We start from the raw sequence: 22749 nt of genomic DNA on the forward strand, positions 1-22749 counted from the left end.
GTTTACTCCTCTCATAGAAACATCGGGATCGGATTCAAGCTTTCTTCGGGTAATGGAAAGGGCAGCCACCCCATCTTTACCGGTATTTCATATAAACGACCCGGGGCGAACCGGGCCCAGAAGTGACGCAAGCCGGGGACGATGACTTTGACGACGGGCAGCCCGACGTCCGCTCTTGTCTGATCCAATACATATAGCTCGAGTCCAAGCCTTGCGCATGTCTCCACACATAACCGAAGCAGATAGGCGGAACTGACGGATGACGGAAGGGAAGAGGCGCGCAGCGATACGATCCCGTAAGGAGCCAAATAAGGCTGATTATCGACCGTTGCGGTACGCCACCAATTCAGCAGGTCCGGATCCCGGACGGTAAACGGCTTGCTTGTTTCCGGCTCCAGTGCGGGCATAAACTGGTTCATCTCGCTGATGGCCCGAAGCGCCGCGGTTTTTGCATCAAAATGGGCTCCGAATCCCATCATGATTTGCTCTTCATTTGCTCCAACGCGCCGGTTGACTGCAGCATATACCGGGATTCCGCTGTCGGCCGTCAAGTCCAGAACCCAAAATTCCCTTCCTCGCTTCCGGTAATACGCTTGAAGCTCCAGCACGAACGGATCGCCGGTGCAAGCGAGCTCGATGGCCGGACGGCGAATCCGGTTGTACCACCAAAGAGCGACGCTGTCCCGTTCGATCAGCTCCAGGAAACCCTGTACGATCGCTTCTTCAACCGTTTGCCCGGCCGCACTCCCGTTGCTGTCCGGCCAACAGCGAAAGGACCGCTCGGTCAGAGGATAACCGAAGTAAAGGTAAGATGTCGGCAAATAACGCACTTTTCCGGTTGCCGGAGAAGAAATCGGCGACCATTCCATCGGTTCGTCCGGATCGAAGGGATGGGGGACGATCCGGCTGGCGCTTCTTTTGGCCATCCACGCCTCCCGCATAGCGTACTGCTTATCGCTGAAGAGCATGACTTCGTTCGGGTGAATCGCCAAATGGCCGAGATCCCGGTAAGATGCCGTCAGTCTCGGTTCATCCCCGCGAAAGACGCCCGAATACCGCTCCAGCGCTTCGCATAACGCCGAAGCCCGCGCCTGCAGGTCGGTCGTCCCTTTGCCTGCGCTTCGAGAGCGCAGCCCTTGCAGCAGATCGGGAAGCGATTGATCGTTCATCGCGAAATTATGACTGGAATAATAGACGTGATAAGGTCGATCCGGTTCCCCTCCGGCTTTTTCGAGGGATTGAACGATGCCGGTGATCGGGCTTATATGATGCTTGTAGAGCTGCATCAATTTTTGCGCATCCATGTTTCGGTAACCGCCGTCGAAGGAGGAGACTGCAGCGGAAACGGCGCGCCGCGTCCGGCGGTCCCGTGCGGACAGCAATGGCCCGCATGCCGGACAGTCCGAAAAAGCCGCAGCAGCGTGAAAGTCTGCCGCGCCTTGAAGCGGCTGAAGGGTCATGATTTGGCCGGAAAGGGCGGAAGCTCCGCCCGCAGTCAGATGCATCACCGCTTGCAGCACGAATTGGGTCAGTGCCATACGGACGGTTAAAGGATTGCCGGCCAATGAATAAGGTCGAAGGCCCTCAATCCCCCGGCCCCGAAGATAAGCGTCCAATCGGCCGTTTTCGTGCAGCCGTCTCGTCAGGCAGTTAAAGCAAGGAAGTTGTCCCGGAACGAAGACCGGGCCGATCCAGGGAGTAAACCCGCCCGGTTTCGCCGGCATCCATGTGCGGCCTTGCCCGATAAGCTCGCGGTTTAATGCGTGAAGCCGGCCGTCCAGATAATCGTCCGTTACGACAATGACAAAGCTGCCCTCGTCCGAAAGGGAGAGCTCCATTTCTTCAAAGAGATTCTTCAAGCTTTCGCCGTATGCGTGTCCGGTTAAATCGCGCACGGCAATCGAACAGCCGGCAAGCCTGGAACGTACGAGATCGGGGGGAGTACCGAGCATTGACCAGAATCCGGCAAATGGAACTTGTGCAGCCGATGCACCCTCTATGTAACCCTCCCGCTCGAGAAAAGCCAACGCTTCGGACACTTCGTCCGCTCCGGCTTGATCCGCTAGTGCCGATGCGATTTCGTCGACCGGGCATTCATGGTCAAGCAAGGCCGCAAGACGAACGAGGAGGGGATCGGTAAACACGGCGTGACCGGTCTCGGAGAGCGCGAAGACGGCTTCGCGCTCCAGCCTTACCGTTTGATAATGCGGCTTCCAGCGATAAGATCCGTTCATCCGCACATAGGGGGAATGCTCTTCCCCTCGTCCTGACCGTTATTCGACCGGGGACCGGGCTTCGCGCACATCGGCGGAACGGCGCCCGTTTCGTGGAGGTCTGCAAGGCTGCGGTACGACGGAATCGCGCACATTGGCGGAGTCGTGCCAGGCTCCCCGGGGGCGCGGTCCGCCGGAAGGTGCGCCGCCGCGCACATCGGCGGAACAACATATGCCGCATGTATTGGGGGCGCATAAGCGGCGGCAGCCGTTTGCGGCGCGTACGTTCCGAATGGAATGGAATAGGCGCACATCAAGGGTTGAGCGTACATTCCGGAGTGATGATACGTTGCTTCAGAAGGCGCGAAATAAGGTTGCGGGTATACGCGCGGATACGGCTGCGGATAGACGGGATGCGTCCATCCCATATTCGGATAAGCCGGAAACACCGGATAACCGGAATAAGCCGGGTACGCCGGATAACCCTGCTCTCCGTACGGCCTCCACGGTGCAGCGGGCGCAGACGAGTATCCGTACATCGGGGATTGTTCCGGCGATTTGGCCGGTGCCGCAGCTTCGAACGGAGGCGAATACCGGTCCGCTTCCTCCAGAAGGGTGCGGACCGGTTCCGAGTCTGCCGTAAGCATCTGACCGTCAGGGGGAGTATAACCCTGTTCCAGGAACACGCCGGCAGGGTCTTGCCGAAAACGCCGCTTAAATTGGGGATCCGCCCAGCATAAAGCTAAAATACGCGCCGAAACCCGCTGCAGTTCACGATCCATTTCCATCATCGCTTTGATTCTCCTTCTCAAAATAAGAGTGTGTTCGGGAACGATTAAGCTTGAGGCTCGCCATGGAGCAGGCGTTTCAAAAAATGCACGGCCTTCATTCGGTCGTTAACGCCGATTTTACTGTAAATGATGCTGACGTAATTTTTGACGGTGCCCTCCGACAGGAACAGCTCGTCCGCGATTTGCCGGTTATTTTTGTACTGAGCGATCCTCCGGGCGACTTCCAGTTCCCTCATTGACAAATTGAGTTCCCGCGCCGCAGCGGGCTGCTCCGCAGATTCTTGCAGCTTCCGCAATTTCTGCGCAAGCTTGGCGGCAACGGAGGAAGGGAGCGAAAGCTCGCCTCGAACCGCATCGCGCAAGGAGGCGATCAACCGTTCCATAGGCAGATCTTTCAGCAGAAAACCAGAAGCGCCAAGGGCGAGGCTATCGACGATATAAGCTTCATCCTCAAAGGTAGTCAGAATGACAACAACCGTATCGGGGTATTCGCGTTTAATAATTTTGACCGCCTCGATCCCGTTCAGTACGGGCATTCGGATATCGAGCAACACCAGACGCGGTTGATGCAAGCGGACGAGTGAAAGCGCCTGTTCGCCGTTCTCGGCAGCGGCAACCACCTCAAAGTCGGGCTGCAGCTGCAGGATCGTCTTCAGTCCTTCCCGGATGAGAGACTGATCCTCAGCAATTAGGATGGATATTTTACTCATGGTATAACTCCTTGCAAGGGCATCGTAATGCTCAGCCTGCAGGCGGCACCGCCCGTATGGCCGATCTCCAGGCGCCCGCCCGCTTCCCGCACGCGCCGGCCCATCGCCTTTAGACCGAAGCCGAATGGCTTGTTCTCATAAGGCGTTCCATCGTTGTCCAGGGTGAACGAAAGCGTATCGTTCAGCAATCGCAGTTCAAACCTGAATTGACGGCATCTGCCGTGCCGGATCCCGTTCGTAATGCCTTCCTGGAGCGCATGAAAAAGAGCCGTTTGCTGCTGGCGGTTCAAAGGAGGAAGGTTGTCGTCGATTTCATAGTCGAACGATACAAAGCCGTTTTTCTTGGTTTCGTCGATCATTTTGAGCAGGGAGGGGATCAGGCCTAAACGGTCCAGATCGCTTCCCAGCATCCGGACGGATTGCCGGATTTCATTCAAGCCTAGGCGAACCAACTCGCCGGCTTTCGCATAAAATGCCGCCGCTTCCGCAGGAGCATGCTCAAGCAGCATCGTTCCCGCTTCGATCTGAATGATCGTAGCCGTCAGAACGTGTCCGACGTTGTCGTGAATATCTCTTGCGATGCGGCTGCGCTCCTCCAGAACGGATTTCTCGGCTAGCGCGGCGGCCGTTTCCTCGTACGAGGCATGAAGAAGAAGGGTGCGTTCCTGAATTTCTTTCTCCAGCTGCAGGTTCCATTGCGCGAGCTTTAAATGCATGTTCACCCTTGCGAGCAGTTCTCCTTTTTCGACCGGTTTAATCATATAATCGTTCGCCCCGCACGCGAAGCCTGCCGTAATATCTTCGATTTGATGCTTCGCCGTCAGAAACAGGACAGGCACTTCGGCGGCCGAATAACGTTGTCTCACTTCCCGGCAAAACCGGTACCCCGATAAATGAGGCATCATGATGTCTAGGAGAATGATCGTTGGCTTCAACCCTTCATCGATCCATTGCAGCGCTTCCGAACCGTTATCCGATTCGATCACCTGATAGTCGGGAAACGAGAAATGAAGATAGTTGTAAAACACCTGCAGATTGATCAGATCGTCGTCAACGATCAGAATGATCGGTTTATCGCCGGCATTCGAAGACAAGCCGTTCCCCGGCCTTGGAGACGACTCAATCGCATCCGCTTGAACAAGCGCCGCGGCAGCGGCCGAGTGCATCCGATTCATCTGCGGTTTGCCGGCTGCCGGCAGCGTGAACCGAAAGACGGATCCGGCACCCGGAGAAGACTCCGCGCCGATCTGGCCGCCGTGCAGTTGAACCAGCTTCTTCGTGATTGCAAGCCCGAGCCCGGTTCCGCGGTATTTCTTGTGAAGCGAACGCTCCACGCGCCCGAAAGATTCGAAGATATATTCGAGTTGATCCTCCGGTATGCCTATGCCGGTGTCCCTCACTTCAATACTGGCAAACCCTCCGCCGCGATACCCCCGAACGGCAACCGTTCCATGCTCGCTATACGTGATGGCGTTGCCGATCAGATTGATTAAAATCTGCTGCAACCGACCTTCATCGGCGGTAACGAACAAATCCGGCGGCACCTCGTTGAGCAGTTCGAGCGACTTGCCGGACACAAGCGGCTTGAGCAGCAGGAAGACGGTTTCCGTCATTTCGCTCACATTCACGGTAACGGGGCGAAGCAGTACGGAGCCGTGCTTGATTTCCGAGAAATCCAAAATGTCGTTGACGAGATGAGTAAGACGCATACCGCTGGATTTCATGAGCCGAAGCTGCTTCACCGCTTCTTCGGGCAGAGGACCGGCAGAGCCGTCAATAAGCGATTCGGTAATCCCGACCATGCCGTTAAGCGGCGTCCTGAGCTCGTGAGACGTATTGGCCAGAAATTCGTCCTTCAGTTTGTCCAGCACGAGAAGCTTGTCCGACAGCCGCTCGACCTCGGTGAATGACCGGGCGAATTGCGAGGCCAGTATCGTCGATTGGATAAATACGAAGAGGAGAGTGCCGTACTGGGACAAGGAAACAAGCGAAAACAGATCGTGAACGGCAAAAAGCATGTACAAGCCGAACCCGGCCAGGAATAGCCTTGCTCCTTCTACCCCCTTGCGCCAGGCACGAACAATTCCGGCGGCCATATAGGGAATAAGCAGCAGGCAGAGCGCCCCGAACAGCACAAGTGTCCGATCGAACCACCGAAACGGCGCGGCAATGACAATAATCGACAGCAACAAGCAGCCGTATTGCGCGATACGAACGCTTCGGACGGATATATACGGCTTGAACAGGCTCTGAACGAACATGACCCATAGCGGAAGAGCGAGATAGGCCGTGAGGAAAGTCACCTTCGGAAACAGTTCCGAGTTGAAAGCCGGGATCAGCTGAATGGCATAGCGGGAGTGCACGCAAAGGGTTCGGACGGCAATGACAAGACAAATCAGTGCAAAGTAGAGCGCCGAAACATTCTTGCGCCGCCGCAGCAAATAGAAGGCGAAGTGATAAACGGCGATCAGCAATAAGGCGCCAAAAATGAACAGATCAACGGCAAGTTCATTGTCTTGCATACGTTCAAGCTGATCTTTCGTCCCAAGCTCTACGCTGAGGTCGATTCCGCCCTTCGTATATGTAAAGTTGGCCGCATGGATGATGAGATCGAGCTCTTGTGCGTCTTCTAACCGGTCCAGCGCAATGACGTGCGGGTACGAGTAGCGGGTAACCGTTTCCGCTGGGGACTTGCCCGGATTGCCCATCTCATAAAGCTGCTCTCCGTTCACGAACAGCCTATAGGAAGAATAGATCCGGTCGATTTTAAGCGCAAGGCGTTCGCCGCCGGGCGGGAGCTTCAGCTTTAACCTGTAGGATGCATAACCGGTACCGGAAAGCGGACGTCCGCCGCTTTCGACTGAAGTCCAATACCCGGGAACTTGGACGGTGACGTTCGGATCGTCCGCCGCGCCGCCGCCCGATTTTCCGTCTGCCGCGATATACTGCTGCCAATAGAAGGTCCACTGGCCGTCAAGCGCAAACGGCCCGTCCTCGGAAAAATTCCACGAAGACAAGTCGACTTGACCGTACTCGAGAACGGGACGGTCGGAAATAGCCGGCTTCTGTGCCGAACACCCCGACAGCAATGCGCACAGGAAACAAAGAAAGATTCCTTTAAGCCGAAAGAACTCTCTTTGCATGCTCCCGCCGCTTCTCAGCCGGATACCGGCAATTTGGCGGGTGAAAGCGCTGCCTCGATGAAATAACGCTCTCCGCTGTGCAGCAGCATCCATTGTTCGCCGAGTTTGGCCTGTCCGAGCAATGCCGGCTGGTTCGGTTCGGCGAAATCGACGGGCCAATAGCTGTTAGGCACGCGCTCGTCCCCAAGCAGCCCCATCGCGATATAGCTCGCGGCCACGAGTTCGCTGCAGAAGAAGTTATCGTACGGAGCCTTGACGTTGGCCCGGCCTTCCAGAACTTCGGAGAGGAGCGTCCGGTCGTCAGGGAATACCGCTTCGTGAACGTCGCCGATAAAACGGAGGAGAGCCGCGTTCATCTCGGGAGTCCGCTCGGTTTCAAGCTTACGGAAAGCAAAATTGGAAATGGATTGCATGGCGTGAAGTCGCTGAGTGAGCAGGGTGAGTTGAGGACCTTTCTTATGCTTGTGCATGATGACGTCTTCGAGGTCATCCAGAGGCGTGGCCTCCCACAGCAACGGTTCCTGAAATTCGGGCAGCCGCACCACCATCGCGATGTGCGACCAAGGGGATTTCTCAATCATTTCGATCAGCCGGCTTTCCTTCCATTTGCCTTTGAGGAAGAAGAGGTCGCCGGTCTGCAGACGATCCAGCGCAAATTGTAAAATTTGCTGCCGCAACGATTGTTCCATAGCAACACCTGCCTAATCTATTAATTTTAACTAACAATTTCATTATATAGAAATTCAGATTGAGAGACAACAAACGGGTATTTTGGATTTGAAAGCATTTCGAGCGCTTGCCTGCGGCATGTTATGACTTTTTCGTGACCGAAGCATGACTTTTACGACAGGCGGCATGACTTCCGGACCCGTATAGTTGGAAGTGTCAGTAGTTAATCTTTGTGGAGGAAAGGATGATCTAACCGATGGCAGTCAGCATTACAAGATTTACTCCTTCATCAGGGAAGGAATACACCGTGGTTACCTTGTACGGATCCGAGTTCGAACGCGGTTCCAAGGTCAAGTTCAACGGCGTTGCGGTTTCTTCCGCCAACGTCAAATTTATTAGCAGCACGAAGATGACGGCAAAGGTGCCCGCAGGCGCGACGACAGGGAAAATTACGGTGCAAACGCCTGAAGGAACGATCGCCGCAAGCAAGACTTCCTTCCGCGTCTTGTCCGCTTTGCTGGCAGCGGATGCGGAGGAGCAGTCGCTTGCAGCATACCCGCCGTTCAACGAGGCGCATCCGCCGCTGATGACCGATGCCGATACGTTCCCGCCCGAGCGGTCCGCCGATTTAGTGGTCGGAAAGTTCGTCATTCAGCCGGGGAATTTCGACCGGGTCTACGATCCCGTCTTTCCTTGGCAGGATTTGCAATCGTACCATGATCCGGACGATTATGCCAAGATGCAGGCATATAAAAAGGATCGCGACAACAAGGTCGACCATTATGTTGTAACGCGCAAGCGCTTCTGGAAGATGACCGACCGTCAATTTTTCGGAGAGGATACGGATGTTACGGTAACCGTTCAGCAAGGTATTATTAACCATCACTCTTCAACGGAAGAGCAGACGTTTACGGAGCGCATCCAGGCCGAACTCGGTCTGCATATCGGGGGAGATCTGGGAGAGCCGGAAGTACCGCCGGTCGAGCTTACAACCGCAGTGGCGGCCGACTCGGGGCAGCCGACGGACGATCTCGGTTTTACGTTCGAGATGTCTCACACGCTCCATTTTACGCAGGTGGACGAACAAACCTATTCGGAAGAAACAACGAAAACGACCGAAGTGCATTTTAAAGGTCAAACTCATTATCTTTATTGGCAAATTTACGAGCAGCTGATCCTGAAGAGGGTTCCGAAAGCCGGACAGGAGTCTTACTTTAATGACGATCCTTCCAGCGTCAGTTCGATGACGGCGATAACGCCGATCCAATATATCGACCGTTTCACGGTGCAATCCAACAACGATGCGGAATCGAACCCGGACCAGAACCAGGACGGTAAGCTGCAATCCAAAATTTAAGGTAAAGGAGCATCCCGATGAGCGACCAATATAAACTGAACGGCGGGCAGCAGCACGTTTTCTCGACGAGACCCGTAGGTTTAAGCACTTACTTGACGATCGAATCCTACATCGATGACAACAATCATAGCAATCCCACTGAAAGTCTGTGGCATATCGAGCTATGCTGCCAGCACGATCACAACGTTTCGTTGGACCCGGGGGCAACAACCAAAATCGACGTCAGCGAAGCCAAAGGAGCGCTTATTACGGTCCGTAACGAAGGTTCATGGCCTATACTGGTCTGGACCGATTATTAAAAAACAACGACACGAATTGCACAAAGTGAATCCGAACGAAATGGAGGCGGGCTTTCATGTTGGGAACGCAATTATTTGCCAAGTTCGAACACGAACGATTTGCAGCGCGTAAAGAAGCGCTTGGGATCGACGGGCATGCGAGCGCGATAAAAATGCTGGAGCAAATTGGGAGTATCTTAAAGGAAAAAGCGTCTGCCCGCAACGTTCTCGAAGGAAACGGACAGGGAGCAGCTTCGGAACCCGGTACGGCCGATAACGGAGGGGCTGCCGCAAAGCTGCTGTCCGAAGCGCTAATCGCCATGCAGGCGCATCGACCGGGTCCGGCCGTCCATGTGCTTGGAAACGCGCGACATCCGTTTGTGGAACAGCTGAGGGAGGAACTGCGGGATTACGGTTTTACGGTCGCACAAATATTCTGGTTCTTCTCCGAGCTCATTCGGGCAAGAAAAGGGCTTGCAGACATTCTGCAGTCCGTAAAAACGGAAGAGGATTGGCGCACGCTGACAGCTTCCCTGACACATGCAGAGGATCCGCAGCAATGGGGATTCCCGCATAGCGGAAATAACGAAGTCGATCCGGTGCTTCTCCATTTTGTTGCCGCATGCCGGTCCGCCGGCGTTACGCCATCTTTTTACCTGCTATTCGCTGCCGCATCATTGCTGGCGCATGGGCATCGGGAAGCGGCTCAAGCCTGAACGGCAATATCGATTCGCCGGCTGCAAAGCCGGTCCTGCGATTCCGTGATAAACCTATACCGCAGCGGAAGCTGCCAACCAAAACGCGCGCCGGATCCGGAGCGCGTTTACGATTTCCTGCCAATGGGAATAAACCAATTTATTTAAAAAAGGCACATTTTTGCGGCGGAGATCCACTACAATGGAGGTATCAAACAGGCAAGGAGGCAACGATCATGAGAACACGGTCGAATCACCCCATCCAAGCGTATAAGGGTGGACCGCTTTAATTAAGGCGCTCACAGCGTGCCCCCTTATATGTGGCTTTTATTAATCACATAAAGGGGTATAGTATGCGATTTTCTTTAAGAAAATTTGTATCTTATTACAAGCCTTATTCGGGATTGTTTCTGTCGGTATTGGCCTGCACGTTCATCGCAGCGGCTTTAAGCTTGCTCTTTCCGCTGCTTGTAAGGTACGTCACGAAAGAAGTTTTGGCCAAAGACTTTACCGGCGGCGCGCTTACGGAAGTGTATATGGTCGGCGGACTTATGCTTATTCTCGTCGCGATTCAAAACGCCGGGAACTATTATGCCGATTACAAAGGCCATGTAGTCGGAGCGCGCATGGAACGCGATATGCGCAGCGAGTTGTTCGCGCATATGCAGACGCTTTCCTTCGATTTTTACGATAAGCAAAAAACCGGACAGCTGATGTCCCGCATAACGAACGATCTGCTATTGCTCTCCGAGCTGTATCATCACGGTCCGGAGGATTATGTCAAATCGCTTGTACGCTTTATCGGCGCCTTCTTTATTTTGTTCCAAATAAATGCGTCCTTGACCATAGCCGTCTTTTGTTTTTTGCCCTTTATGGGTTACTTCGCCCTGTATTTCAACAAGAAGCTCAATAAGGCGTTGACCCGAAACAAAGAGCGGATCGGGGACGTCAACGCGCAAACCGAGGATAGTCTCGCGGGAATCCGGGTCGTTCAGTCGTTTGCCAACGAGCGTCTGGAGAACGGGAAGTTTAACCGGGAAAATGGCCGCTTCTTCGAGAGCCGAACGCACACGTACAAGGCGGAGGCGCTCTTTTACAATTGCTTTGACACGATCATCCAATTGATTACGGTTACGGTAATCCTTTGCGGCAGCGTCCAAATCGCGGACCAACGCTTGGATCTGGCGGACTTGATTACGTTTCTGCTTTGTATCGGCTATATGACCGAGCCCGTTCAACGGCTGACGCATATGAGCACGCAGCTGCAGGAAGGCGTCACCGGATTTCAGCGCTTTATGGAGATTATGAACCTCAAGCCGTCCATCCAAAACAAACCGAATGCGATCGTCATGACAGAAGCGCAGGGAGAGATCGAATTCAAGCAAGTGTCGTTTCGTTACGGCGACCGTTCGAACGATGTGTTGACGAACCTGTCGCTGCGCGTAAAGCCGGGGGAGTACGTGGCGATCGTTGGTCCGTCCGGAGCGGGGAAAACAACGTTGTGCTCGCTCATTCCCCGTTTCTATGACGTTACGGACGGCGAAGTGCTGTTGGACGGAGTCGACGTTCGCGATATCGAGCTGGGCTCGCTAAGAAGAAACGTCGGTTTTGTGCTGCAAGACGTCTATTTGTTCAACGGGACCATTCTGGATAACATCCGCTACGGGAAGCCGGACGCAAGCGACGAAGACATCATCGCGGCTGCCAAGCATGCCAACGCCCACGAGTTCATTATGAGCTTGCCGAACGGTTACCGATCCGAGATCGGGCAACGCGGCGTTAAGCTGTCCGGCGGCCAGAAGCAGCGGCTTAGCATCGCCCGCGTGTTTTTGAAGAATCCTCCGGTTCTTATTTTGGATGAAGCGACAAGCGCGTTGGATAACGAAAGCGAGAGTGTTATTAAGGCATCGCTGGAAAAATTGTCTCGCGGGCGGACGACGATCGTCATCGCCCATCGGCTGTCAACCATCCGTACCGCCCAGCGGATTATCGTCTTGACCGAGGACGGGATCGCGGAACAAGGGACGCACGATGCGCTGCTGGACCGGAGCGGGACGTACGCGCAGCTATACGCCAAACAATTTGAATACCAAGCCTAGCTATCTCAATCGAGGAAACGGATCGAAACGCGCCCCCTGAGGTCAAATTCGGCTTTGCCAAGGAGGCATGATTGAAGCATTAAAGGGACCTGTCTTAGGGTGGAAAACCGGGGGGAGGTCTTTTTTTATTTGACAACTCCAGCTATGGATCATATGAACATAAACGCAACAACATGAAATGGAGAAGCCTGGCATTAATTTCGTAAGTGTTTCCCGAATCTTTATCTGCTGCTTTTTTGAATTGAACCGGAAGCCGCCGGTTGAGGACGGCGGCTTTACGTTCAGGCAGGCTTAACCTAGCGTCGATCCTGCTTCTGTCTCCACACAACAACAGCGATCCAAAAACAGCCGGTGGCAAGCAGAAGCCCGTGCACGATTCGGAGCGGCTGCCCGGCCATATATTGCGGTAAGAAGAGCAGGAATCCGGCGGCGAGGGGAAGTCCGCTCCATTTTGGCGTCATTCGGGACTTCCAGACGGCGATCGCAATCATCGCAGAGCCGGCGGCAAGCAGTAGAAGCCCGGTCACGATCAGAACGAAGCCCGGTCCGAAACGGACGTGATTCGCAAGGTTAAGCAAGGCATCGGAGTTTTGCCGGATCGCTTCTTGACCGATGGCCCGCAGCCCGAATATTTCCGCTCCGTAATACGGCAAGGTCAAGCCGGTCCCTGCATAACTGAAGACAAGACCTTTACGCGCGAGCCGTTCGCCCGCGGTACCTTGTACATAGAGGTATAGCCCGTAAAACCCGAATGTAACAAGTATAAAGGCAAATATGGCCAATACGTGGGAAACGACCCATTCTTGCGAAGCGAACGCAATGGCGCCCTGCAGCGCAGCTTCGTCCGAGAAAGGTCTTAAAGCGGGATAAAGGACAAAGAAAACTCCGGCGATAGCAAGGGCTATAGCGAACGGCTTGAAACGGCGAGTTTTTGCAGGCAGGACTATTGACTTGATGGGTTCCTCCGATCGCATCGCTTTTCCGTTGGTCATGATCAGACTTCCATCCTCTCCTTATAAATTGGTGTTCGCTTCAAATAAAACTAATGAGATTAGTTTATAGTTATATCATAAAACTAATGTCATTAGTTTGTCAATTCACTTTGTAAAATCTTCACATTGCAGGGACTTGGGGTTCGGTGAAGAAATGATAACAAAAGCTGCAGCAGACCTCTTGCACCTTACGTTACGTCACGTTTTATACTTAAGAAGCCGGTAATCAGCTAGCGCCAAAGAAAGGAGTGGATTATGCAGCAGCAATGGAAAGTGGGGGACCTAGCCAAGTTGACGGGACTCACGGTCCGTACACTGCGGTTTTACGATCAGATCGGTTTATTTTCGCCTTCAGGCCATTCCGGCAGCGGTCATCGGTTGTATAACGAAGCCGATATTAGACGGCTGCAGCAAATTTTGTCTCTGAAAGATTTGGGGTTATCGCTTGAAGAAATCCAGGCGCTGCTGGAAGGCCAGACCTATACGCCTGCCGAAATCGTCTCCATTCAAATCGAAAGGGTTCGCAAAACGATTAAAACCCAGCGGAAGCTGCTGGCCGCACTCGAGCGTGTGGCCGAACGAATGACCGATCAAGAGCCGCTTTCTACCGATGCTTTTATTTCACTGCTCGAATCGATGAGGTTGGCGCATGAAAAATATATCATCGAGCGCCGGATGAATTGGGAAAACCGTTTCGATCTGCTCGGAGATTTTTTAAATGAACATAAATGACAGTTAATTAACTATGGGGAGATGAAGATAACTTATGATACAACGCTCTACGAATCACTCTACCTTTCGGATTGAACGGATTTACCGGGCCGCGCCGGAACGCGTGTTTGCGGCGTGGTCGGACCGCGGCGCCAAAGCGCGCTGGTTCACGCCTGCCGAGATATTCGACTTCCGCGTCGGCGGACGGGAATACAGCCGGGGCGGCCCTTCAAGCGGACCTGTCTATACCTTTGACGCTTATTACCAGGAAATCGTCCCGAATGAACGTCTTGTATACACGTACAGCATGGACCAAGGAGAAACCCGGATATCGGTATCCGTCGCAACCGTTGAGATTGTGCCGGACGGCGATGGCACGAAGCTGATTTTTACGGAGCAGGGAACGTTTCTAGACGGACACGACACGCCGGAACAACGCGAGCATGGAACGAATATATTGCTGGACCTTCTTGGAAAATCTCTGGGGGAATATAACGCGGATACGTTCGAGCTGGTGTCCAGGAGAAGGTTCAATGTTCCCAGAAGCTTGGTATACCGGGCTTGGACCGAGCCGGACCTTCTGGCCTCATGGTGGGGGCCTAACGGGTTCACGAATACGTTCCACGCTTTCGACTTAAGACCGGGAGGCGTCTGGGAGTTTACGATGCACGGACCGAACGGTTCGTCCTATCCGAACCGAAACGTGTTTCAAGAAATCGGTCCGGAGCGGATTGTGCTGCGGCATGAATCCAACCCTCGTTTTACGTTGGCTGGGGATTTTGAGGATGCGGGCAGCGGGACGGAAGTCGTTTTCCGGCAAACGTTCGAAAGCGGGGAAGACTTCAAGAAGCTTAAGCCGATATGCGAAGAAGCGAACAAACAAAATTTGGACAGGATGGGATCGCTCTTGACGAGTCTATCCATCGAAGTATGAATGAAGAGGCGTTTCTTCTGCGCCATTCAGAATGCCGAGAAGCCCTTTGCATGCCGTTCCCGGCGTGCGAAGGGCGTTCTTTATTATCGACTGGAATGTCACGGCGTCAAGAGACGATTATTTGGCGGTTAGCGCAAATGAATGCGATTCAATTCGTTAAACCGGCACATTCGATTCATTAGCCGTAATGCTTGTCTGCCCGCGAACGGCTTCCCCTCTACGGTAGAACAGGAGGGCAAGCAACGCGATTGCCGCCATAACGAGAAATAACGTCCTTCCGCCGTAATGGCTGAGCAGCAGACCGCCAACCCATGGCCCCATGAACGCTCCCAGGTTGCTCAACGATTGCGCTCCGTAATACGTTCCTCTCATGCCGCTGGGGGCGATCCGGTCAACCAGAAGATTGGATGCCGGGAAAGCCAATATTTCGCCCAGCGTAAAGACGACCATCGAGCCTATAAAAGCGGTCCAGCTCTCCGAAAAGGCGTATCCGACATTGCCGATTGCGTACAAACAGGCGCCGACCGTCAATCCGGTTATAGGGGATACCTTCTCGGCCCATTTCGAAAGCGGCACTTGCAAAATGACAACCGTCACCGCATTGACGCTCATCATGAGAGCGAATAAAGCGACGCCTCTCTCAAATTCGCCGCCGACATATTGAGACAGATTCGAATCCATCTGCGAGTAGCTCATAGACGTCACGACTGCGCCCAATAAATAAAAACGCAGAACTTTGTCATGCCGTACGGCCTGCCAAGAGGCGGACAAGCTGGAGCCCTTCCGTTCGCCTTCGATCCGCTTGATGCCGAACCGATTCATGAGCAGAAACAGCATCGTACCATAAACCAAATAGATGCAGCCGGTCACGATAAAAGGGAGCGTGCTGTCCAATAACGCAAACAACGCGCCTAGCAGCGGGCCGACCGAAACGCCGATGTTAATGGCTAAGTAACGGAGGGAGAATACTTTGAATCGCCGTTCTTTCTCCGTCAGATCGCTCATGAGCGCTTGCGATACGGGCTCGTAGAAGGACCGGCATAATCCGTTAAGCAAGCAAAGGATGAACAGCAAGATCACATGATGCGTCCCGGCGAAACCGAAGAAAACCAAGCACCAGCCGAACAACGCTCCGAGCAATATTTTGCGCCGGCCGAATTTATCCGACAGCGCGCCGCCGACAAAGCCGCCGACCGTTCCGGCAAGGGCGCTTGCCCCGAGCACGAGACCGATCGTCCCGGCGTTTAAATCGGTATGATTCATCAAATAAATCGCGAGAAAAGGCATGCTCATGGAACTGGCGATTCTGGCAAGTATCGTTCCGAGGAGCAGAGAATGGACGATAGGATGATAGGAATGAATAAAGAGACGGGCGTTAGCGCTCCAACGGTCGATCATAAGATATGAGCTCCTTCTGTCAAGTTGTCTTTAAATTATACCGATTTTTTATGTTCTGTGAACCAATTTCTTCCGGCTCGACGTTTTGTCGTGCCAAGATTCGAGAAAGAGAATGAAACCTATTGACGGCGGCCCAAAATCTGGGTATGATGTAAACGAATTAATCGTAATCATTACGATTAAACAGAAATAGCTAAGCGGAGGTTTACGAGAAAAGCACGATCGAGGGGGAGAGAACATGCCGGTTAAAAACGGGTCCAGAGGGAAGCTGCGATGAAACGGGAAATCGATTTTGTTAAATGCAGCCCCACGCAAAATATGACGATTCTTGTCACAACCGAGCATCGGACCGAAGAGTATGTACAGATTGCTTCAAAAATGATGTCTTATGACCATGTGTATGCCGAACAGGTCGGTTTTATCAAAAAACCGTCAACGAGGGAAGCCGCTGCGCATCTTGAAATGGCGGGAGGCGAGTTTTGCGGGAACGCCTGTATGGCGTTGGCCGCTTATATGGCATCCGAAAAGGGGATGAGCCATAACGATTCGACGACTATTCATTTGGAAGCTTCGGGGACCAACGAATTAATCGCTTGTCAGGTGAAAAGAATCAACGACGATTATTTGTGCGAAGTGACGATGCCCGTCCCTAAAAAAATCGAGCAAAAAAACGTTCAATATGAAGGCGACGAGTTAAACCTTGCCGTTGTAAGGTATCCCGATTTTTTTCACATTGTAATCGAAACGGACCGATTCGACGACGCCATACGGGATAAGTCTCAACAAATGGCTAAGCTGCTTGGGGCGACGTCAGGGGCGGGCTTAATCGGAGTATTGTTGTTCAAGCCCGATTCCTGCGAATTGGCTCCGCTTATCTATGTTCCGCCGTTAGGCAGCATGATTTGGGAAAGGGGATGCGGGTCGGGTACGGCATCGATTGGCGCATACCTGGCTTGGAAGACGAAAGGAGCTATTGTCGCTTCAATTAAGCAGCCCGGCGGCACGATTCGCGTAACCGCTTTTTGTCATAATGACGAGGTCTCGGACTTGAAAATTGAAGGCACCGTCGGAATCGTAGCGCAAGGCCAAGCTTATATCGATCTTTAAATTTCAGTGGAGAGAGGCGAGCGGATTGAACTCGACGGAAACGTTTCTGCAAATTTTGACTGAATATTTAGATAAATTTACGAACTTGGCCGCGAAGTATGACGGCACCATTCAATACAGCAAGGAACTGGAAACGACCATCGACGGCTATTCTGCTTTCATTACGGATGAGAGGAATCATTCAGCTTGGGAGCAGCTGGAACGGCAAGCGTCAAACGAATTTATCCGGCTTGCGGCGGAAGCAAGGAGCGTCTCGGCGCGTTGCGTCGCCATCATGGAGAAATACCGGGCGCTGAAGCTGCTGGACGGGAACGCCGGCCTAACCGATTACTTCAAAAATATCGAATCCTGCATCGAATCGGAATTCGGAAGCTTCCACGTTACCTCCGATTCCAAGGTATTCATGGTAGGGTCGGGTTCGTTTCCGATGACGCCGCTCTTAATTGCGAAACGAACGGGCGCGGAAGTGATAGGCATCGACATCGATGATGAGGCCGTCGAATTAGGACGCCGGGTTGTAGAACGGTTAGGCGGCGGACTGCGCATTCGTCTTGTAAATTCGTCTATCGACCATCTGGATCTAAAGAATGTGTCTCACATCATATTCAGTTCAACGGTTCCGAATAAATATGACATGCTTGAGCAGCTCCATCCTTTAACCGAAGAACGAGTGGTTGTAGCCATGAGGTACGGGGACCGGTTGAAGTCGCTTTTCAACTATCCCATGAAAGAGACGGACGGGCAAACTTGGGGGCTTGTGGAAACCGTATTGCGTCCCGGCCATGTGTTCGATGTCGCCTTGTACAAAAAAGTATCGGTGGCTAGCGGTCAGAGAAGGAGGTTTACATGAGTCGTTTGAAACGGGTATTAATTGCCGGTACGGGTCCCGCTGCCATTCAATTGGCCGTCATGCTCAAAAACCGCATGAACTGCTGCGTAGCCGTTGCCGGACGAGAGTCTGTCCGCTCCGAACCTTTTTTTGCGGCGGTTCACGATAGCGGCCGGCGGATTCGCGTTGACGTTCAAAACGATAAGCATCGGCAGCTGGAAGGCGAATGCTTCGTCGATGATGTCTTTCACGGATACGGAACCGTTTCGGGCGAATGGGATACCGTTATTTTATCGGTTACAACGGATGCTTATCTCGACGTGTTGAAACAATTGGGCGAGCAACGGTTAAAACAAGTCGAATGCATCGTCTTGATTTCTCCGACCTTCGGCTCGAACAGCTTAATTCGGCGTTATATGAACCGGATACGTGCGGACGCGGAAATTATAAGTTTTTCTACATATTTAGGCGATACGCGCCGGTTGGAGGACAAACCGCCCAGTCATGTCATCACGACCGGGGTAAAAAGAAAAGTGTACATCGGTTCGACGAATGCCCAATCCCCCAACGTCGATAGGCTCTGCAAGTTGTATGAACAAGCGGGTATCGCCGTGGAGGTCATGCGCTCGCCGATCGAAGCGGAAACGAGGAACATCTCTTTATACGTTCACCCTCCGCTGTTTATGAACGAGTTTTCGTTAGACGTCGTCTTCGGCAGGACGGCTTCCAAGAAATACGTATACAAATTGTTCCCCGAAGGGCCGATCACGCCGCAATTGATTCGCGATATGCGAACCGCATGGAAAGAAATTACGGGCGTGATCGAACGTTTGAACATGAAAGGCGTCAATCTGCTTCAATTCATGACGGACGATAACTATCCGGTCAGAACGGAAAGCCTCCCGCGCCGCGATATCGAAAATTTCGTTCATTTGGAGCCGATCCATCAAGAGTATCTGTTGTACATCCGGTATGCGTCGCTGTTGATCGACCCGTTCTCGGAGCCGGACCGGGAGGGAAAATACTTTGACTTCTCTGCCGTCCCTTTACGGCAAACGTTTGTTAATAAGGAAGGGTATTGGGATATCCCGCGAATGCCCAAGGAAGATTACTACCGGATCAAAATCATACAAGGCATAGCGAGATACGTAGACGTAAGCTGCCCGACAATCGATAAGTTCATTGCCGCCTACGAGCGTAAGTTGGAGGAAGCCGCTCAAGCGCTTAAGGGAGAACGGTTATCGGATGCTTTCGTTATCCAAAGCTTTGAAGAAGATATAAAGATGATTTGCAGCGCAATAGAAGCGGGATTGATATGAAAGAAAATTAAAGAAAATAACGGGCACAACCCAGGGGGATCGAACATGACCACAAAATTGGCTGCTTTAATGTCCGCATTGGCGGCGATCATTACGCTGCTGGCCGGCTGCGGCGGCGGCGGCGAAGCCGCAACGGCGGAGTCCGCGAATAATAACGAAGAGCTGGTATTCGCCGTGTCAAAGGACCTTAACGATATGAATCCTCACCTCTATACGGGCTCCATGCCGGCTCAAGGGATGGTGTACGAGTCCCTGGTCGAGAATACGAAAGACGGCATCAAGCCGCTGCTCGCCGAATCTTGGGAAATATCCGAAGACGGCAAAACCTACACCTTTCATCTTAGAAGAAACGTAACCTTTCATGACGGAGAACCGTTTAACGCGGAAGCGGTAAAGAAAAATATAGAAGCTGTGCAGCGCAACGCAAGCAAGCATTCCTGGATCAAGTTGTCCTCCAAGATCGCGAGCTGCAACGTCGTGGATGAGTACACCGTGGAATTCGTACTGACGGAGCCTTATTATCCGACTTTGCTTGAATTATCGATGACCAGGCCATACGTCTTCATCTCCCCCCAAAATTTCATTAACGGGGAAACGAAAGACGGCGTTAGCGGTTATAACGGCACCGGCCCCTATAAGCTCGTCGAGCATAAACCCGAGCAGTATGCCGTGTTTGAAGCCAATGATAATTATTGGGGCGGTGCTCCCAAAATCAAAAAAATAACGTCAAAAGTTCTTCCTGCAGGAGAGACGACATTTCTGGCGCTGCAAAAAGGCGAAGTCGAATTCGTCTTCACGGATGATCGCGGCGCGGACAGCATCGACGTGGAAGCCATGAATCGGTTGGCCGATTCCGGCGATTACCGGATTATTCGAAGCGAACCGATGAATACGAAAATGATCGTGGCGAACAGCAGCAAAACGGACAGCCCCGTACACGAGACCGCGGTGCGCGAAGCGATATGGCATTCGATTGACCGGGAAACGATTAGCGCCCAAATTTTTAACGGCACCGAGACGGTTGCCGAAACGTTGTTTTCATCCAATATCCGTTATGCCGACGTTGAATTGAAGAAACGAAGCTATGACCCGGATAAAGCGGGAGAGCTGCTGGAAGAGGCGGGCTGGAGCTTGCCGGACGGCGGAGGAACCCGATTGAAAGCCGGAAAGCCGCTTGCGATGAAGCTTTATTATGACGTCAATTCCTCTTCGCAAAAAACGGAGGCCGAATTAATTCAAAACACGCTAAAAAAGATAGGCCTCCAGCTGGAGCTGGTGGGCGAAGAAGCCTCATCCATCGCGAACCGAAGAGCTGCCGGAGATTATGATCTGCTGTTTAATCAAACGTGGGGGCTTGCGTACGATCCGCAAAGCACGATCGCCGCGTTCGCTTCCAAGTCTTCCTATTATTATGCGACAAGCGGCATAGCGAAGGCCGAGGAGCTTTACAACAAAATCGACGAAGCGACGGTGGCAGGAGACGAGGAAACAAGGAAATCGTTATATGCGGATATTTTGACGATTGTCCATGACGAGGCCGTCTTTATACCGATTACGAACGGAAGCGTCACGGTCGTTGCTCCGGCAAGTCTGCAAGGCGTCTCCTTCAAGCAAACGCAATTCGAGCTGCCGTTCGAGCGAATGTACTTTGAGTAGAGAAATCAAAGGGAGAACGACATGGGCGGTTATATTGTCAAACGATCACTGTTGTCGGTTGCTTTGCTATTGGTCATTTCTTTTATAACGTTTGGTCTTAACCAGCTTTCGCCGTTAGATCCGGCCGAAGTCGTATTGCACGCACAAGGCGTCCCTATAATTACGGACCAGTTAATTGCGGAAACAAAAGCGGAACTCGGGATGGACCGGCCTTTTCTAATCCAGTATCTGGATTGGCTGCTCTCATGTCTGCAGCTGGATTTCGGAAGCTCCTTCGTTACGGGAAAGCCGGTATGGTCCTTGTTAGGTCCGGCTTTTCTCAATACGTTAAAGCTGACGGCGGTTTCGGTTTCGTCCATTATTGTGGCGTCTATTGCCTTGGGCGTGCTCTGCGCGCTGCGGGAAGGAACCGTCCTGGACAAATCGGTCAGAGGCGCCGCGTTTATGCTTACCTCCATGCCGTCGTACTGGCTGGCCGCGCTCCTGATCTGGTATTTCTCCGTCAAGCTTGACTGGCTGCCGACGAGCGGAATGGACTCGTATCGAAGTTATATTTTGCCCGTTATGGTCATGACGATCGGTTATGCGGGTATCTACTTTCGTATTATTAGAAGCTCCATGTTAAGCAATATGAACGAAGATTATGTATTGTACGCCAGGGCATGCGGCTTGCCTGAGAAAATCATTGCGGTTCACGTCTTAAGAAATTCCATGCAGGTAGCCGTATCGGTGTTCGGCATGGCGATACCGACCATTCTTGGGAGCACGGTCGTCGTGGAAAACCTATTTGCTTGGCCAGGCTTGGGGACGTTAAGCGTAACATCCATTCTAAGCCGGGATTTCCCGATCATACAGGCCTACGTACTCCTATTGGCCGCAGCCTTTGTGCTGTTCAATACCATTTCCGACCTGATCAATGCGGCGGTAAATCCTAAACTAAGGAAGGGGCACTAGATGAAACTGTTCCAAAACCTATGGAAAGACAAGTTGGCCGCGCTCTCCTTAACCGTTATCGCCATGACGGCTGTCGTCGGACTGTTTGCTCCTCTGTTGGCGCCTCATGATCCGGAGGAAGTCCATATGGAACTCCGCTTTGCATCCGCGTCGCGGGAGTACCTGTTAGGCAACGACCATCTGGGGCGGTGCATTTTATCGCGGTTAATCTACGGCATTCGTCCCAGCGTCCTGTGGGTGTTCGTTGCGCTGGCCGCATCCGTGTGCATGGGAGCGGTTCTAGGCTTTTTATCGGGTTATTTCAGAGGGAAAACGGATGCATTCATCATGAGAGTGTGCGACATTACGCTTTCATTTCCGGGCTACGTCATGTCCTTGGCGGTGGTCGGCATGCTGGGCGCGGGTCTTCAGAATATATTGCTCGCATTTGTATGCGTGAAATGGGCATGGTTTGCCCGCATTATCAGAACGTCCGTCATGCAATACGCCGAAGCCGATTACGTGAAATTTTCCAAAGCGATCGGAACGGGCCATTTCCAAATAATGGCGAAGCATATCGTTCCGGCCTCGCTTCCGGATATGGCGGTCGTTTCAAGCGGTGCGTTCGGTTCGATGATTTTGCAGCTATCGAGTTTTTCATTCCTCGGTTTAGGCATTCAAGCTCCCCATGCGGAATGGGGCATGATGCTGAACGAGGCAAGGGCCGTCATGTTCTCAAGACCGGAGCTTATGCTCGCGCCCGGATTGGCCATTGTCATTGTCGTTTCGGCCGTCAACTTTTTGTCGGACGCGATTCAAGTCGCTTTAAATCCCAAACTCATGAGCTCTAGGCCGAAGCTTCAAGGATTGGCGACCGCCACCGCTGCCGACCTGCAGCGAAAGGAGGTGGCTTAA

At 52.8% G+C, this 22749-nt stretch carries 19 protein-coding genes; 12 read left to right on the forward strand and 7 right to left on the reverse strand.

Translation table 11 applies throughout. The features are described 5' to 3' along the window. Positions 1-11 precede the first annotated feature (11 nt). The 5 genes from ACFSW5_RS07120 to ACFSW5_RS07140 are packed head-to-tail and all read right to left on the reverse strand — an operon-like array spanning position 12 to position 7546. Positions 12-2234 carry a TOMM precursor leader peptide-binding protein gene (locus ACFSW5_RS07120; protein WP_379271062.1) on the reverse strand — a complete coding sequence of 741 codons (2223 nt, stop codon included), beginning with the start codon at positions 2232-2234 and terminating at the stop codon, positions 12-14. Continuing rightward, positions 2231-3004, reverse strand: a complete 774-nt coding sequence (locus ACFSW5_RS07125) for a hypothetical protein (protein ID WP_379270708.1) — start codon at positions 3002-3004, stop codon at positions 2231-2233. The genes ACFSW5_RS07120 and ACFSW5_RS07125 overlap by 4 nt, the downstream gene beginning before the upstream one ends. Before the next feature lie 44 nt (positions 3005-3048). Continuing rightward, on the reverse strand, positions 3049-3714 hold the full coding sequence (locus ACFSW5_RS07130) for a response regulator (RefSeq protein ID WP_379270709.1): 666 nt from the start codon (positions 3712-3714) through the stop codon (positions 3049-3051). Continuing rightward, positions 3711-6857, reverse strand: coding sequence for an ATP-binding protein (locus ACFSW5_RS07135; protein ID WP_379270710.1), 3147 nt, complete (start codon positions 6855-6857; stop codon positions 3711-3713). The genes ACFSW5_RS07130 and ACFSW5_RS07135 overlap by 4 nt, the downstream gene beginning before the upstream one ends. Before the next feature lie 14 nt (positions 6858-6871). After that, positions 6872-7546 (reverse strand): hypothetical protein, encoded by a 675-nt coding sequence (locus ACFSW5_RS07140; RefSeq protein ID WP_379270711.1) that lies wholly within the window; start codon positions 7544-7546, stop codon positions 6872-6874. A gap of 236 nt (positions 7547-7782) precedes the next feature. On the opposite strand from ACFSW5_RS07140, the gene ACFSW5_RS07145 reads away from it, so the two are divergent. The 4 genes from ACFSW5_RS07145 (at position 7783) to ACFSW5_RS07160 (ending at position 11955) form a co-directional block, all read left to right on the forward strand. Next, positions 7783-8883: an IPT/TIG domain-containing protein gene (locus ACFSW5_RS07145; protein ID WP_379270712.1), complete on the forward strand. Its 1101-nt coding sequence runs from the start codon at positions 7783-7785 to the stop codon at positions 8881-8883. Positions 8884-8900: 17 nt separating this feature from the next. Continuing rightward, on the forward strand, positions 8901-9182 hold the full coding sequence (locus tag ACFSW5_RS07150) for a hypothetical protein (RefSeq protein WP_379270713.1): 282 nt from the start codon (positions 8901-8903) through the stop codon (positions 9180-9182). 56 nt (positions 9183-9238) lie between these two features. After that, positions 9239-9877, forward strand: coding sequence for a hypothetical protein (locus ACFSW5_RS07155; RefSeq protein WP_379270714.1), 639 nt, complete (start codon positions 9239-9241; stop codon positions 9875-9877). Positions 9878-10209: 332 nt separating this feature from the next. Further along, on the forward strand, positions 10210-11955 hold the full coding sequence (locus ACFSW5_RS07160) for an ABC transporter ATP-binding protein (protein WP_379270715.1): 1746 nt from the start codon (positions 10210-10212) through the stop codon (positions 11953-11955). 296 nt (positions 11956-12251) lie between these two features. Here ACFSW5_RS07160 and ACFSW5_RS07165 read toward each other — a convergent pair whose 3' ends face one another. Beyond that, positions 12252-12947, reverse strand: a complete 696-nt coding sequence (locus ACFSW5_RS07165; protein WP_379270716.1) for a hypothetical protein — start codon at positions 12945-12947, stop codon at positions 12252-12254. Positions 12948-13202: 255 nt separating this feature from the next. Here ACFSW5_RS07165 and ACFSW5_RS07170 point away from each other — a divergent pair, with 255 nt between their 5' ends. Beyond that, positions 13203-13679, forward strand: coding sequence for a MerR family transcriptional regulator (locus ACFSW5_RS07170; protein ID WP_379270717.1), 477 nt, complete (start codon positions 13203-13205; stop codon positions 13677-13679). Positions 13680-13713: 34 nt separating this feature from the next. After that, positions 13714-14592 carry an SRPBCC family protein gene (locus ACFSW5_RS07175; RefSeq protein ID WP_379270718.1) on the forward strand — a complete coding sequence of 293 codons (879 nt, stop codon included), beginning with the start codon at positions 13714-13716 and terminating at the stop codon, positions 14590-14592. A gap of 156 nt (positions 14593-14748) precedes the next feature. Here ACFSW5_RS07175 and ACFSW5_RS07180 read toward each other — a convergent pair whose 3' ends face one another. Further along, positions 14749-15990, reverse strand: coding sequence for an MDR family MFS transporter (locus ACFSW5_RS07180; protein ID WP_379270719.1), 1242 nt, complete (start codon positions 15988-15990; stop codon positions 14749-14751). Between the two features lie 273 nt (positions 15991-16263). On the opposite strand from ACFSW5_RS07180, the gene ACFSW5_RS07185 reads away from it, so the two are divergent. Genes ACFSW5_RS07185 through cntC form a run of 6 tightly spaced genes read left to right on the forward strand, consistent with a single transcriptional unit; the run spans position 16264 to position 22749 of the window. Continuing rightward, positions 16264-17097 carry a diaminopimelate epimerase gene (locus ACFSW5_RS07185; protein ID WP_379270720.1) on the forward strand — a complete coding sequence of 278 codons (834 nt, stop codon included), beginning with the start codon at positions 16264-16266 and terminating at the stop codon, positions 17095-17097. A 25-nt stretch (positions 17098-17122) separates the two neighbouring features. Next, positions 17123-17947 (forward strand): SAM-dependent methyltransferase, encoded by an 825-nt coding sequence (locus ACFSW5_RS07190; protein WP_379270721.1) that lies wholly within the window; start codon positions 17123-17125, stop codon positions 17945-17947. Then, complete coding sequence (locus ACFSW5_RS07195; RefSeq protein WP_379270722.1) at positions 17944-19245, forward strand: opine metallophore biosynthesis dehydrogenase; 1302 nt, start codon at positions 17944-17946, stop codon at positions 19243-19245. Before ACFSW5_RS07190 ends, ACFSW5_RS07195 begins: the two co-directional genes overlap by 4 nt. A 45-nt stretch (positions 19246-19290) precedes the next feature. Next, positions 19291-20901 (forward strand): staphylopine-dependent metal ABC transporter substrate-binding lipoprotein, encoded by a 1611-nt coding sequence (gene cntA, locus ACFSW5_RS07200; protein ID WP_379270723.1) that lies wholly within the window; start codon positions 19291-19293, stop codon positions 20899-20901. Between the two features lie 21 nt (positions 20902-20922). After that, on the forward strand, positions 20923-21855 hold the full coding sequence (opp1B, locus tag ACFSW5_RS07205) for a nickel/cobalt ABC transporter permease (RefSeq protein ID WP_379270724.1): 933 nt from the start codon (positions 20923-20925) through the stop codon (positions 21853-21855). Further along, complete coding sequence (gene cntC, locus ACFSW5_RS07210; RefSeq protein ID WP_379270725.1) at positions 21856-22749, forward strand: staphylopine uptake ABC transporter permease subunit CntC; 894 nt, start codon at positions 21856-21858, stop codon at positions 22747-22749.

Source organism: Paenibacillus thailandensis, assembly GCF_042685365.1.
GTDB lineage: Bacteria > Bacillota > Bacilli > Paenibacillales > Paenibacillaceae > Paenibacillus_AP > Paenibacillus_AP thailandensis.